Annotated in this window: 15 protein-coding genes and 2 other annotated features; of the genes, 12 read left to right on the top strand and 3 right to left on the bottom strand. The window is 44.3% G+C overall.

Annotated features, from left to right (window positions below):
- The first annotated feature begins 79 nt into the window (after positions 1–79).
- Together ytxC and thrS are read left to right on the top strand one after the other, a co-directional pair.
- On the top strand, positions 80–955 hold the full coding sequence (ytxC, locus tag QNH36_RS18065; protein ID WP_251541069.1) for a sporulation protein YtxC: 876 nt from the start codon (positions 80–82) through the stop codon (positions 953–955).
- Between the two features lie 358 nt (positions 956–1,313).
- Positions 1,314–3,245: a threonine--tRNA ligase gene (gene thrS, locus QNH36_RS18060; RefSeq protein WP_283903922.1), complete on the top strand. Its 1,932-nt coding sequence runs from the start codon at positions 1,314–1,316 to the stop codon at positions 3,243–3,245.
- Positions 3,246–3,652: 407 nt separating this feature from the next.
- Here thrS and QNH36_RS18055 read toward each other — a convergent pair whose 3' ends face one another.
- Positions 3,653–3,856 carry a hypothetical protein gene (locus QNH36_RS18055; protein WP_144477483.1) on the bottom strand — a complete coding sequence of 68 codons (204 nt, stop codon included), beginning with the start codon at positions 3,854–3,856 and terminating at the stop codon, positions 3,653–3,655.
- A 255-nt stretch (positions 3,857–4,111) separates the two neighbouring features.
- Positions 4,112–4,238 (top strand) — a sequence feature (ribosomal protein L20 leader region).
- A 131-nt stretch (positions 4,239–4,369) separates the two neighbouring features.
- On the opposite strand from QNH36_RS18055, the gene infC reads away from it, so the two are divergent.
- The 5 genes from infC (at position 4,370) to QNH36_RS18030 (ending at position 6,779) form a co-directional block, all read left to right on the top strand.
- A complete protein-coding gene (gene infC / locus QNH36_RS18050; RefSeq protein WP_144477486.1) occupies positions 4,370–4,873 on the top strand; it encodes a translation initiation factor IF-3 in 504 nt (167 codons plus the stop codon).
- Positions 4,874–4,889: 16 nt separating this feature from the next.
- Complete coding sequence (gene rpmI / locus QNH36_RS18045) at positions 4,890–5,090, top strand: 50S ribosomal protein L35 (protein ID WP_023627047.1); 201 nt, start codon at positions 4,890–4,892, stop codon at positions 5,088–5,090.
- A 37-nt stretch (positions 5,091–5,127) separates the two neighbouring features.
- Positions 5,128–5,487 (top strand): 50S ribosomal protein L20, encoded by a 360-nt coding sequence (rplT, locus tag QNH36_RS18040; protein WP_102263819.1) that lies wholly within the window; start codon positions 5,128–5,130, stop codon positions 5,485–5,487.
- 386 nt (positions 5,488–5,873) lie between these two features.
- Entirely contained in the window at positions 5,874–6,149 is a 276-nt protein-coding gene (locus QNH36_RS18035; protein WP_313959720.1) for a DUF1294 domain-containing protein, read from the top strand.
- A gap of 57 nt (positions 6,150–6,206) precedes the next feature.
- On the top strand, positions 6,207–6,779 hold the full coding sequence (locus QNH36_RS18030) for a TVP38/TMEM64 family protein (RefSeq protein WP_283903921.1): 573 nt from the start codon (positions 6,207–6,209) through the stop codon (positions 6,777–6,779).
- A 61-nt stretch (positions 6,780–6,840) separates the two neighbouring features.
- Here the strand turns inward: QNH36_RS18030 and QNH36_RS18025 are convergent, their stop codons facing one another.
- Entirely contained in the window at positions 6,841–7,239 is a 399-nt protein-coding gene (locus QNH36_RS18025) for a sigma-w pathway protein ysdB (RefSeq protein WP_144477492.1), read from the bottom strand.
- 175 nt (positions 7,240–7,414) lie between these two features.
- Between QNH36_RS18025 and QNH36_RS18020 the strand changes: the two genes are divergently transcribed.
- Together QNH36_RS18020 and QNH36_RS18015 are read left to right on the top strand one after the other, a co-directional pair.
- Positions 7,415–7,906, top strand: coding sequence for a dUTP diphosphatase (locus QNH36_RS18020; protein WP_144477495.1), 492 nt, complete (start codon positions 7,415–7,417; stop codon positions 7,904–7,906).
- 75 nt (positions 7,907–7,981) lie between these two features.
- Entirely contained in the window at positions 7,982–9,067 is a 1,086-nt protein-coding gene (locus tag QNH36_RS18015) for a M42 family metallopeptidase (protein ID WP_144477498.1), read from the top strand.
- 286 nt (positions 9,068–9,353) lie between these two features.
- On the opposite strand, the gene sspI is transcribed toward QNH36_RS18015, so the two are convergent.
- Positions 9,354–9,566, bottom strand: coding sequence for a small acid-soluble spore protein SspI (sspI, locus tag QNH36_RS18010; RefSeq protein ID WP_144477501.1), 213 nt, complete (start codon positions 9,564–9,566; stop codon positions 9,354–9,356).
- A 124-nt stretch (positions 9,567–9,690) separates the two neighbouring features.
- On the opposite strand from sspI, the gene QNH36_RS18005 reads away from it, so the two are divergent.
- From QNH36_RS18005 to pheT, 3 genes are all read left to right on the top strand, one after another.
- A complete protein-coding gene (locus QNH36_RS18005; RefSeq protein ID WP_144477504.1) occupies positions 9,691–10,446 on the top strand; it encodes a TrmH family RNA methyltransferase in 756 nt (251 codons plus the stop codon).
- A gap of 70 nt (positions 10,447–10,516) precedes the next feature.
- Positions 10,517–10,760 (top strand) — a binding site (T-box leader).
- A gap of 55 nt (positions 10,761–10,815) precedes the next feature.
- Entirely contained in the window at positions 10,816–11,853 is a 1,038-nt protein-coding gene (pheS, locus tag QNH36_RS18000; RefSeq protein ID WP_144477507.1) for a phenylalanine--tRNA ligase subunit alpha, read from the top strand.
- Between the two features lie 19 nt (positions 11,854–11,872).
- Positions 11,873–14,287 carry a phenylalanine--tRNA ligase subunit beta gene (gene pheT / locus QNH36_RS17995; protein ID WP_283903920.1) on the top strand — a complete coding sequence of 805 codons (2,415 nt, stop codon included), beginning with the start codon at positions 11,873–11,875 and terminating at the stop codon, positions 14,285–14,287.
- Positions 14,288–14,317: the final 30 nt, after the last annotated feature.

The following is a 14,317-nucleotide window of genomic DNA, read 5'->3' as shown; positions in this document are numbered from 1 at the left end:
CAGCGGCGATATGGATACTTCTAAATTGTCCAAGTCCCCCATATATATAATCAGGGATTATTTAAAAGGGGGGATATGGTTGATTGAAATCATCTTCCAAAAAAAGCAGGATGCCTGGAATTTATACCATCACTTAGTCGCCAGGCTTGCTTCGTTGCAGGAAAAGAATTCAATTCTTCTTAATGAAGATCAAAATAGAGTCCTGATTCCAGAAGATTTTTTTATGAAAGAAAAAATACCGGAACTGAAGAAATGTGTATATGATTTTATTCTTAAGCTGAAACGGGATGACTGGTTAAGAAACATCCTTGCAGAATCTTTTTATTACACGGAAAGTGAAGAGCAGGATCAAATCCTTGATATCATTTACTCTGTCATGGAAGGGAACCGAAAGGATCTGGCACCTTTTATGGAGGGTGCCGAAGAACCAGGGATCGTTAAAAAAGCAATCAATGAAATACTTGATGAGAGAGTCTCATTTTCATTCGATTCCTTTGTCGTATTCAGGCTAAAATCATATTTTGAGCAGCTTTCGAATTGGGCAGAGGTCGCAATCGATGAGTATAAAATGGAACAGGAGTATCAGGTGTTCCTTCATACATTGAGAAGTTTTCTGAAAGGCAGAAAACCGCAAATGCCATATTTGTACTTGGTCATCGAAGAAAACATGACATTTTTTAATCAAGAGTTCACGGAAATGAAGCGGAGCGAGCTGTTTAAAACGATTGACCGGAGGCTGCTTGTCAATCACCCGGTCTACGTCGATTCCGGAACGATTGCGCCGCTCCTGTCGATCGCGCCACAGACGATTTTCCTGTATACCGATGATTCGCACCAGCCATTAGTGCGGACCATTATCAACCTTTTTGAAGAGCGGGTCAAGATTAAGCCAATTTCCGTTTTCGAAGAGGAAAGATTGGATTTTTTCAATGAGGATCATGAAAATATACGATAGCCCACTTGATTTTCAAAACATTACAAACTATAATTACGTACATACTAAAACAATAGTAAATGTAATGATGAGGATATGGGCATTCTTGAAAGGTTTGCAGAGAGGGAAGGCACGGCTGAAAACTTCCTAACACTAAAGAAACGCTTACCACCTCTGAACTCCAGCTATGAACGCCTGTAAGGCAAGTATTGGCTGGCGGCAGAAGCCGTTATCGCAACCAGAGCCATTCCTGCGTTCTTTATGCGCAAGAGTGGGAATTGGGTGGAACCACGTGTGATCAAACTCGTCCCTGTTTCAGGGACGGGTTTTTTTATTTTTTGCGCAAATATGCGCCACATTTCAAAAGGAGGAAAAGCCAATGGCAGACATGTTGAAAATATCGTTTCCAGACGGAGCAGTGAAGGAGTTTCCTGCAGGCACAACAACTGAAGACATTGCCGGTTCAATCAGCCCGGGCCTTAAGAAAAAAGCCATTGCCGGTATGGTGAATGGAAATCCGTATGATTTCAGGAGACCAATCGAGGAAGATGCTTCAATTGAAATCATCACTCCGGAACACCCGGAAGCACTAGAAATCCTGCGCCACAGTACAGCCCACTTAATGGCACAGGCAGTCAAACGCCTGTATAAAGATGTGAACCTCGGAGTAGGACCGGTGATTGAAGGCGGATTCTACTATGATATCGATATGGAGCATTCCCTTTCACCGGAAGATTTGCCGGAAATTGAAAAGGAAATGAAGAAAATCATCAATGAGAACATTGAGATTGTCCGTAAAGAGGTAAGTCGTGAGGAGGCTGTCAAATTCTTCAAGGAGCTTGGTGACCCATATAAGCTTGAATTGATTGAAGCAATTCCGGCCGATGAAAAAGTCACTCTTTATGAGCAGGGCGATTTTGTAGACCTTTGCCGCGGAGTCCATGTTCCATCAACTGGCAAGCTGAAGGAATTTAAATTGCTGAGCATTGCCGGTGCCTACTGGCGCGGCGACAGCGATAACAAGATGCTGCAGCGTATTTACGGAACAGCATTTTTCAAAAAGGAAGACCTGAAAGAGCACTTAAGACTGCTTGAAGAAGCGAAGGAACGCGACCACCGCAAGCTTGGCAAAGAGCTTAGCCTGTTCACAAACTCGCAGAAGGTTGGACAGGGACTTCCGCTTTGGCTTCCGAAAGGCGCGACGATCCGCCGCATCATTGAGCGCTATATTGTCGATAAAGAAGTCAGCCTCGGCTATGACCATGTTTACACTCCGGTAATGGGAAGTGTCGAGCTTTATAAAACTTCCGGCCACTGGGACCACTATCAGGACGATATGTTCCCGGTGATGGATATGGATAATGAACAGTTAGTATTAAGACCGATGAACTGCCCTCATCACATGATGGTGTACAAAAACAGCATCCATAGTTACAGGGAGCTTCCGATCAGGATTGCTGAGCTTGGAACAATGCATCGTTACGAAATGTCAGGCGCGTTGGCTGGCCTGCAGCGTGTCCGCGGAATGACATTGAATGACGCTCACATTTTCGTCCGTCCTGACCAGATCAAGGAAGAATTCAAACGTGTTGTGCAGCTAGTGCTTGAAGTCTATAAAGATTTTGACATGAATGATTATTCGTTCCGTCTTTCTTACCGTGATCCTGAAGACAAAGAAAAATACTTCGATGACGACCAAATGTGGGAAAAGGCACAGGCAATGTTAAAAGAAGCGATGGATGAAATAGGACTCGACTATTTCGAGGCAGAAGGCGAAGCGGCATTCTACGGTCCGAAGCTTGATGTCCAGGTCAAGACTGCGCTTGGCAAAGAGGAGACACTGTCAACTGTACAGCTCGACTTCTTGCTACCTGAACGCTTCGACCTGACTTATATCGGTGAAGACGGCAAGCATCACCGTCCGGTTGTCATCCACCGCGGCGTAGTATCGACTATGGAACGTTTTGTAGCCTTCCTGATCGAAGAATACAAAGGAGCGTTCCCTACATGGCTGGCTCCAGTCCAGGCGCAAATCATCCCGGTTTCACCTGCAGTCCACTATGACTATGCCAGGGAAATCCAGGATAAGCTGAAAGCAGAAGGCTTCCGTGTCGAAATTGACTGCCGTGACGAAAAAATCGGCTACAAAATCCGTGAAGCGCAAATGCAGAAAATCCCTTACATGCTGGTTGTCGGTGACAATGAAGTTGCAGACAAAGCAGTCAATGTCCGTAAATACGGCGAACAGAATTCAGAAACTATCTCCTTCGATGAGTTCCTTGAATCATTCAGGAAAGAAGCGAAGAAATAAGAAAAGCGGAGGGCGCCTTGATCAGCCCCGACAAGCGCTGGAGGGCCGCTCAGTGAAGTCGTTCTTTGACTTCATTGGGCGGACCGAATTCGAAAAGTATAGCCGACTGCCCAGAAACGCAGAAACTGGAGACTCCGACAAAGAAGCGCTTTTTGCTTCTGCCGGCGGAGTTGAAGTTTCGGAGTTTCTAGGAGGCGACACTAGACAATTCGAAAAGCGGAGGCGACTGCCCAACTCCGACAAGCGTTGGAGGGCCTGACAGTGAAGTCGTTCTTTGACTTCATTGGCAGGACCGAAACGTCTCGAGGAGTTAGGAGCCGCAGCTAGCCAAGCGTCTCAAGGGGCTAGGCGCTGGAGCTGGACAAAAAAATAAGAGGGGCCAACTGGCTCCTCTTATTTTTATGGGATTATTCAATAGGTTTGGAACAGGTGGGACATAGATTTTTTGTATAGCTGCGCTGGATTCTTTCACCGCAATTCCGGCAGGATTTTATATTAACAGGCGTGTTATCAATATCATTTGAAAAACCATAGCCAGTCCTGAAAAACTTCAATGCAGTACCAGCGAGCAGTCCAGTGACCACACCGGTAATGATAATTGCGATCAGCATTTGTACACCAGCTTTCTTGTATAATTCTACCAATCATTATAGCAAGAAAGAAGCAATTAGGCAGTGACAAATTAACGTATTGTTATGATCCTTCGACATATTTTTTTTCGGATAAATTTAATTTCGCCTGAAAAAAGTATTGCAGCCTTAAATCCTATCTGATACAATACTTTTTGTTGCAGTTAACGAAAAGTGATTCGTTTGACACATCAATTTCTTTATGCTATATTAGCAAGAGTGAACTGAATACAAGTTTTAGGAAAGAAGAAGCACCCGCTTCTCACCTGGCTGACGCAATAATGCTGTTGGCAGGTAATACGTAAACGTCTAATTATTTTGTTTCCGTAAGTGTGGGTGTCGTCGCCTGCACTTTTTTTATTGCAAAATAAAAATGGACCATATCGTATGTCATTGTGTGAGCAAGATAAAGGCTTTGTCCTTTCAATGTACTTCTTCTCCTTGACAATGTATTCGATAAAACCCTGGAGGTGGCTAATTATTAGCAAAGATGCGATGTTATTAAACGAGGGAATTCGTGCTCGCGAAATTCGTCTGATCGATCAAAACGGCGAGCAATTAGGAATCAAATCCAAAGCTGAGGCTCTTGAGATCGCAGCGCGCGTCAATCTTGATCTTGTGCTTGTTGCTCCGAACGCGAAGCCTCCTGTAGGCCGAATCATGGACTACGGAAAATTCAAGTTCGAACAGCAAAAGAAAGAGAAAGAAGCACGTAAGAACCAAAAAATCATCACAACTAAAGAAGTCCGTCTTAGCCCGACAATTGATGAGCATGACTTCAACACGAAGTTGCGCAATGCCATCAAGTTCCTGGAAAAAGGCGATAAAGTTAAAGCATCAATCCGTTTTAAAGGCCGTGCTATCACTCACAAGGAAATCGGTCAGCGTGTTCTTGATCGCTTCTCTGAAGCTTGCAAAGATGTAGCGACAATCGAATCACATCCAAAGATGGATGGCCGAAGCATGTTCTTGGTACTAGCACCTAAAACTGAAAAGTAACGAGGAGGAAGTCCCTATGCCAAAAATGAAAACACACCGCGGCACTGCCAAGCGTTTCAAGAAAACTGGAACTGGCAAGCTTAAGCGTTCACACGCTTACACTAGCCACTTATTTGCTAACAAATCTACAAAAGCTAAGCGTAAGCTTCGCAAATCTGCAATTGTTTCAAAAGGCGATTTCAAACGTATTCGTCACATGCTTGACAACATTAAGTAAACTCGAGGAATCTCGATTTATATAGGAGGGAAATTACATGCCACGTGTAAAAGGCGGTACAGTTACGCGCAAGCGTCGTAAAAAAGTCATCAAATTAGCAAAAGGTTATTTCGGTTCTAAACATACATTATACAAAGTTGCTAACCAGCAGGTTATGAAATCCCTAATGTATGCATTCCGCGACCGTCGCCAGAAGAAGCGCGACTTCCGCAAACTTTGGATTGCTCGTATCAACGCAGCAGCTCGCATGAACGGCCTTTCTTACAGCCGTATGATGCACGGCCTTAAGCTTGCAGGTATCGAAGTAAACCGCAAGATGCTTGCTGAACTAGCAGTAAGCGATGCAGCAGCATTCGCTCAATTGGCTGAAACAGCTAAGCAACAGTTCAACAAGTAATTAAACGATAAGATGAACCATTCTCATATTGAGGATGGTTTTTTCTTTTTAGATACATAAGCATTCGCGTATTTTTATCTGACAAGTGGAAGCGAAGTTTTGGGGAAAATGTCCGATAGAGAGGCTCTAATGGACAAACAGAAGCGAAGTCGTATGGAAAGTGTCCGATAGAAGGGCTTTAATGGACAAACAGAAGTGGAAGCACCAGAAAACTGTCCGATATAGGAGGTCTAAAGGACAAACAGAAGTCGAAACACGAGAAAAATATCCGATAGGCGGCCTCTAACGGAAAAACAGAAATGGAGTCTCGTGGAAAATGTCCGATACAGATGGATGGCGCGTTATAATGAAGCAGTACTAACATCATTTTAAGAGGACGTGAAGACGTGGAAATCTGGATATTGGCTGGTCTGATCATCGTAATGAGTCTTGCTGGCTTTTTGATTATGGGCATGGATAAAAAGCGGGCAAAAAACCATGATTATCGAATCAGCGAAAGAACGTTATGGACCATAGCTTTGCTTGGAGGGGCAATCGGGGCCACTGCAGGCATGAATCATTTCAGGCATAAGACGAAGCATGTGCAGTTCAAGTATGGCTTGCCGGTGCTGGCTGTTTTAGAGATTGGTATTTTTATATATTTATTTATGCTGTTGGCATAACAGCTTGGGTGATTCTATATGCTAGTAGCAACAGAGATTCGCAGGCAGGTGACATAAATGGATGATGCGTGGTCGATGCTGCTGATTATTGTGGAATCTGGAAGCTGGTTTGCACCAGTTTTGTTTGTATTTCTTCATGTTTTCCGTCAGTTTATACTCATTCCGCCTGCAGTTGTCTGCGTCGCGGGCGGTCTGCTTTTTGGGGTGGTTCCGGGAATCATCTATTCAATGCTTGGTTTGACGGGGGCCAGTATATTATTCTATTTCTTGATGGAAAAAATTCCGGACACCATGCAAAAGTTAAGCAGGTTGAAAAAGCGTCTGATGGGGCGATTCAGGGATCTGACCGTACTGCAGGTTGCGTTGCTGAGACTGATCCCGCTGATTCATTATCAGCTACTGAGCTTTTGCCTTTATGAGCGGAAAAAAGAGTTTAAGGAATTTATGATGGCATCTTTTTTAGCGAACATTCCATTCGTAATCTTTTTTACCATATTCGGGGAGCGCATTGGACGTTTTGATGCGCTTGCGGGCAGCTTTGTGGTTATTTGCCTGTTGCTGCTCACCTATCTGTTCAGAGAAAAGAGTACCCTCATTAAATGGCGGAAGTTTTTCGATACGACACCTTGAAGTAGGAATTTATGCACAAAGGAAAAGCGCCCGACTCATGTTCGGACGCTTTTATATTTGATTATTCCTCATCCTGTTCATGATTAGCCATAAATTCCTTGATCGGGCTTTTCCAGTCGATTTTGGCGACAGGATAGTTCTCGCGGATTTTTCGTTCGATGAATTGGAAGTCTTCAAGCACGAGTCCCTTCAAGGCAGACGTTTTTTTAGGCCAAATGAAAATGGAAACGACCTCAAACGCAGACGGAGTCGTACCTAAATACTTTTCACCCTCGAACAAAACACCCTTATAAGTGATCAAGAAGTTTTTGCGGACATTGTCCGGGTCATCCAGTAAAAAGAAGCGCTTCTGCTCATGAGCAAGCTCAAGCTTCCGTTTCGGGTGGAATAAATACTTTACCCCGCTGTATATCAGGAAAATGAATAATAGCAAGAAAATAAGACGTAAAAGCAGAATCATGACTGCCCCTCCAATGCGAACTTTCCTTATTTACGGATGAGATTCCAAATAGTTTCAACAAATTTATAATTAATATATACTTTTTATTGCAGAGCTGTGTTGTTAAAAGGAGAAAACCTGAATGGCGGAATCCAGAAGCCTGCTTTTAGTGATAATAAAACGATGGAGCTGAATCATGAATACAATAACACTATTTAAAATGCAAAAAGCACTCGACAGTCATATTGAAACGCAGCACAAGTTAGAGAATGATGATTTAATTGACAGAAAGGTCCTGGCGCTGCTTGTTGAAATCGGGGAACTTGCTAATGAGACAAGGTGCTTCAAGTTTTGGAGTGTGAAACCTTCATCTGAAAAGGATGTAATCCTTGAGGAATTTGTGGATGGAGTACACTTCATCCTGTCACTGGGAATTGAGTGCGGTTATGAAGATATTGAATACATTACCCCAGACAGACCAACGGTGACAGACACAAGCAACCAGTTCCTTGCAGTATATGAGTCGGTACAAAAATTCAGGGACAGCCGCAGCAAGGAAGACTATGTCCGACTTTTTGAAAGTTACATGAGACTTGCGGAACTGCTTGACTTGCACGAAGATCAAATTGAACAGGCATATATTCAAAAAAATGAAGTAAATTATGATAGGCAGCGAAAAGGGTATTAGGCAGAATTTTTTGTACATTGCACCTCTTGTCTAGTATAATAGGTTTCGGAAATACATATTAAGGGAGTCGAAATAATGGCTAAATTAGATGAAACATTAACAATGCTAAAAGATTTGACCGATGCCAAAGGCATTCCCGGCAATGAGCGTGAGCCAAGGGAAGTAATGAAGAAATACATAACTCCATTTGCTGATGAGGTAACAACAGATGGCCTGGGAAGCTTGATTGCGAAGAAGGTTGGAGATGCAAACGGCCCTAAAATCATGGTAGCTGGCCACCTTGATGAAGTAGGATTCATGGTGACAAGCATCGATGACAAAGGATTCATCCGCTTCCAGACAGTCGGCGGCTGGTGGAGCCAGGTTATGCTTGCACAACGTGTGACAATCGTAACCCGCAAAGGTGAAATAACTGGGGTGATCGGTTCTAAACCGCCACATATCCTTCCTGCTGAAGCTCGTAAAAAGCCTGTTGATATCAAGGATATGTTCATTGATATCGGTGCATCAAGCCGTGATGAAGCGAAGGAATGGGGAGTCACTCCTGGCGACATGGTCGTTCCTTACTTCGAATTCACAGTTATGAACAACGAAAAGATGCTGCTTGCAAAAGCATGGGATAACCGCATTGGTTGTGCGATCGCCATCGATGTCCTAAAAGGTCTAAAAGATGCTGAGCATCCAAACGTTGTCTATGGCGTAGGAACCGTTCAAGAAGAAGTTGGTCTTCGCGGAGCGAAAACATCTGCCCAATCAATCGAGCCTGATATCGGTTTTGGTGTCGATGTAGGTATTGCCGGCGACACTCCAGGTGTTACTGAAAAAGAAGCTCTAAGCAAAATGGGTGACGGTCCGCAAATCATCATTTATGATGCATCAATGGTGTCACACAAAGGCCTTCGTGATTTTGTAACGGATTTGGCAGACGAGCTGAACATTCCATACCAGTTTGACGCAGTAGCTGGCGGCGGCACAGACTCAGGTGCGATCCACCTTACACACCGCGGTGTACCTGCGCTGTCCATCACAATCGCGACACGCTACATTCATTCACACGCAGCGATGCTTCACCGTGATGACTACGAGAACGCAGTTAAATTGATCATTGAAGTCATCAAACGACTTGATAAAGAAACAGTTGAAAAACTTACTTTTGAATAAAAAATGAGATTTAGTTGTCCAGAAAATGTTTTCTGGACAATTTTTTTTGCCTATAAACGAAAGTTCTCTTTCATCACTACATTTTGGACCGGTATTTACTCCTGAGTTAGGGAAAGTCACTACGCAAATGACTATATTCTCTACGGAATTAATAATAATCTCTACAAAAACAGCCAGAATCTCTACGGAAATAACCTTATTCTCTGCTTTTTCCATAAAATAGAAAACGAGATGTTTACTTTATAAAAAAAGAACCCCTCAAACATTAAGGAGTCCTTCCAAAAAACTATTTCCCTTTTAAGCCTGATTCCAGAGCATCCAGCATTTCCTGCTTTTCTTGTTCAGAAGCATTCTGCCAGATGACTTCGAACAGCACTCCAAGTCCAGGAAGCATTTTTTCCTCGCCGTTCTGGATGGCATCGACGATTGTATCTTTAAGCTCGTCTTGCGTATTTCCTGCTACATTTGAAATTACAGCGTTTCTAAGGTTAAGGTTCATCTTTCCTCAAACTCCTTTCAAATTTCCATTGCTGGTTATAGCTTTAACAATTTTGGTTTTATTATGTATCCGTTTTGAGCTATAATAGTAAAATTGAACAAGCCATAATAAAGGAGAGCCAGAATTGAAGTACATTCAATCTGATAAAAATCCGCAAGTTAAACAGTGGAAGAAATTGCTTACGCGCAAGGAACGCGATAAGACCGGCATGTTCCTTGTTGAGGGCTTCCATTTAGTTGAAGAAGCACTATCGAAAAAAGAAGATGTTGAAGAGATTATTTTAAGCGAAAAAACGGAGTTGCCTTCCAGCCTGGATTACGGTTCCATTCCTGTTACGGTGGTAACGGATGAAATCAGCAGGCAGCTTGCTGACACTGAGACAACTCAGGGCATATTTGCTATATGCCGACAGCCAAAGAACCCGCAAACAAATGGAAAAACCTATTTACTTATTGATTCTGTCCAGGATCCGGGCAACCTTGGGACGATGATCCGCACGGCTGATGCTGCAGGGATTGATGCAGTCATTGTTGGGAAGGGCAGTGTCGATATGTATAATCCGAAGGTATTGCGCTCTGCGCAGGGAAGTCACTTCCATTTGCCGGTTATAAGTGGAGACCTTTCAGAATGGATTTCTGAACTTCAGTCTGAAAACATCCCAGTCTTTGGAACGGCTCTAGAAAATGGAGTTGTTTTTACAGAGGCTGAAAATAATGATGCCTTCGCCCTGCTCGTTGGAAATGAAGGAAGCGGCGTTAATAAAGAGTTGCTGGATAAAACAACGCAAAATCTTTATATCCCAATCTACGGCCAGAGCGAATCGCTGAATGTCGCAGTCGCAGCAGGTATCCTGCTATATTATTTGAAAACAGCAAAATAGGCTCGTTTTTTCATAAAACCATTTGATACTGCGGAAAGAATATACTATAATTAACAGCAAAATTAATATTTCAAAAACGATGACGGAGAAAAGTAGCTTGAAGATGGCCATTCAGGGAGAAAATGCCGGTGACTGGAAGCATTTTTATGGAACAGACAAGCGAAGTTCACCTCCAGAGTTGGCATCGGGACCGCTTTTTAGCGTAAAGATGCATCGGCACAAGCCGTTATCTCAATGAAGCGAACACGTAATACATAACTGTATTGCCTGTTAAAAAGGGTGGTACCGCGATAACCATGAACCTCGTCCCTTTATCCGGGATGAGGTCTTTTTGTGTTCAAAAAAGAGAAAATGAAGGAGGATTTACCAATGCAGGATCGGTTAAAAGAACTGCAGGCTGAGGCGCTTGAAAAAGTGGCCGCAGCTGCTGACCTAAAGGAATTGAATGATATTCGCGTTTCCTATCTTGGAAAAAAAGGTCCAATCACAGAAGTCTTGAAAGGGATGGGCAAGTTATCGGCTGAGGAAAGACCGAAGATGGGTGCCCTGGCCAACGAAGTCCGCGATGCGATTTCCGGCCAGATCGAAGTAAAGCAAAAGGATCTTGAGGAAGCAGCCGTCCAAAAGCAATTGGCAGCTGAAGAAATCGATATTACTCTTCCAGGAAGACCTGTTAAGACGGGCAGCCATCATCCGCTGACAAGCATCATCGAGGAAATCGAAGATCTTTTCATCGGCATGGGCTATACAGTTGAAGAAGGACCTGAAGTCGAAAAAGACTACTATAACTTTGAAGCGCTGAACCTTCCGAAAGGACATCCGGCACGTGACATGCAGGATTCCTTCTACATCACCGAAGAAACATTGATGCGCACACATACATCTCCTGTCCAGGCAAGGACGATGGAAAAACACCAGGGCAAGGGTCCTGTAAAAATCATCTGCCCAGGGAAAGTGTATCGCCGCGATAACGACGATGCAACTCACTCCCACCAGTTCATGCAGATTGAAGGCCTTGTCGTCGATGAGAATGTCAGAATGAGCGATCTGAAAGGAACGCTTGAAGTTTTTGCGAAGAAAATGTTCGGCGAAGACCGAGAAATCCGTCTGCGTCCAAGTTTCTTCCCTTTCACTGAGCCATCTGTCGAAATGGATATCTCTTGTAAAATTTGCGGCGGCTCAGGCTGCAGCGTATGTAAAGGAACTGGCTGGATCGAAATCCTTGGAGCAGGGATGGTCCATCCTAATGTACTTGAAATGGCTGGATACGATTCAAAGAAATACACTGGATTCGCGTTTGGTATGGGGCCTGAGCGTATTGCGATGCTCAAGTATGGCGTCGATGATATCCGTCATTTCTACACGAACGATGTCCGCTTCTTGAAGCAATTTTCGGTTGAAGAATAAGGATTAGGAGGGTAAAACCATGTTGGTATCATATAAATGGCTGCAGGAATATATCGATTTGGAAGGCGTATCTGCTGAAGAGCTTGCCGAAAAAATCACCAAAAGCGGCATCGAAGTAGAAGGCGTAGAAAAATTGAATGAAGGCTTGAAGGGCGTCGTTGTCGGGCATGTTCTTGAATGCGAGAAGCATCCAAATGCTGAAAAACTGAACAAGACACTTGTTGACATCGGTACAGGTGAACCGGTACAAATCATCTGCGGCGCACCGAATGTCGGCAAAGGCCAAAAAGTGGCGGTTGCAACGGTTGGTGCTGTTCTGCCGGGCAACTTCAAAATTAAAAAAGCAAAACTTCGCGGAGAAGAATCCCACGGGATGATTTGCTCACTTCAGGAACTTGGCATTGAAGGCAAGCTTGCGCCGAAAGAGTATGCAGAAGGAATCTACAATTTCACTCCTGAGACAGAAATCGGCCAGGACGCTCTTGAAGTCTTAAACAGGGATGATGAAATCCTTGAGCTTGGTCTGACGCCAAACCGTGCTGATGCGATGAGTATGCTTGGTGTTGCATACGAAGTTGGAGCCATCCTTGGAGAAGAAGTTAAGCTGCCAAATCCACAGCCTGAAACTTCATCAGAACAAGCAAGTAACTATATCAATGTGACAGTGGATGCAAAAGAAGATAATCCTCTATACGTTGCGAAAGTAATCAAGAATGTCAAAGTCGGTCCATCTCCAGTTTGGCTGCAAACAAGGCTGATGGCTGCAGGCATCCGTCCACACAATAACGTAGTTGATATCACAAACTTCATTTTATTGGAGTACGGACAGCCGCTACACGCATTCGATTACGATAAATTGGGCTCAAAAGAAATCCTTGTGCGCCGTGCGAAGGATGGCGAAGTGATTGAAACGCTTGATGATGTAAAACGTATGTTGACTCCGGACCACCTGGTCATCACAAACGGTACTGAGCCAGTAGCTCTTGCAGGTGTCATGGGCGGAGCGAATTCAGAGGTCAGCAGTGACACAACGACTGTCATGTTAGAGTCCGCTTATTTCACAGGAGGAGCGATCCGCAAAGCTTCAAAAGACCATGGCTTGCGCAGCGAAGCAAGCTCTCGCTATGAAAAAGGTGTGGATCCTGAGAGAGTCCGTCCTGCTGCAGAACGTGCTGCTGAACTAATGATCGAGCTTGCCGGCGGTGAAGTACTAGGCGGAGTTGTCGAAGCTGATGCTTTGGAGGTTAAGCCTGCAGTTGTTTCAACCACTCTTGGAAAAATCAATAAAGTTCTCGGTACAGAACTTGAAATGAAGCAGGTCGAAGAAATTTTTGCCCGACTGAAGTTCGAAACTTCCGTCGACAATGAGACAATCACGGTGACTGTGCCGACGCGCCGCGGCGACATCACCATCGAGGAAGATTTAATCGAAGAGGTAGGCCGTCTGTATGGCTATGACAATCTGCCGACTACTCTTCCTATAGGTCCATCCACACCTGGGCATCTTTCTGAATACCAGAAAAAACGCCGTGTGGTCCGCCGTTTCATGGAAGGAGCAGGCTTGTATCAGGCAGTCACTTATTCACTTACAAGCGCTGAAAAAGCAACACAGTATGCGTTGGACCAGCGCGAACCGGTTGAACTGGCAATGCCGATGAGTGAAGACCGAAGCCTTCTACGCCTGAGCATCGTGCCTCAGCTGCTGGAAGTGTTGAAATACAATAATGCTCGCCAGATTGATAGTGTCGCTGTTTATGAAACAGGAGCAGTCTTCCTGAAGAACAGCAATGACGAGCTGCCTGAAGAGCGAGAGCACCTGGCTGCCGCGATCACTGGCCTGTGGGAAAGCCATCCATGGCAGGGCGAGAAGAAGCCTGTTGATTTCTTTGTTCTCAAAGGAATCGTTGAAGGTTTGTTTGCCAAGCTTGGCCTAGAGAGCCAGCTTGGATTCCAGAAGGCTGAGCTTGATGGATTGCACCCAGGACGTACGGGTGAAATCTTGTTGAACGATAAAGTGATCGGCTTTATCGGCCAGGTTCACCCAACCATGCAAAAATCACTCGACCTGAAAGAAACATATGTTTTTGAATTGTCGCTTAAAGCTCTGTTGGAAGCTGAAACGGCACCGCTTCAATACACAGCAATCCCGCGCTACCCATCGATCACAAGGGATATTGCCCTTGTTGTTGACAAAGGGACGGCAGCCGGTGACCTGGAGAAGATCATCACCGAAGCTGGCGGATCACTTTTAAAAGAAGTAAATGTTTTCGATCTTTACGAAGGTGAAAAAATGGAGCAAGGCAAGAAGTCACTTGCGTTCTCCTTGAAATACTTTGATCCAGAAAAGACACTGACAGATGAAGACATTGCAAAAGCACACAATAAAGTCCTTGCTGCACTTGAAGAAAAAGCTGGAGCAGTATTAAGAGGATAAATGTTAAAAAGGCAGCCCGCGGGCTGCCTT

It is taken from the genome of Mesobacillus sp. AQ2 (assembly GCF_030122805.1).
Lineage (GTDB): Bacteria > Bacillota > Bacilli > Bacillales > Cytobacillaceae > Mesobacillus > Mesobacillus oceanisediminis_A.
Note: the sequence above shows the minus strand (reverse complement) of the source record. Positions and strands in the feature narration are given on the sequence as shown.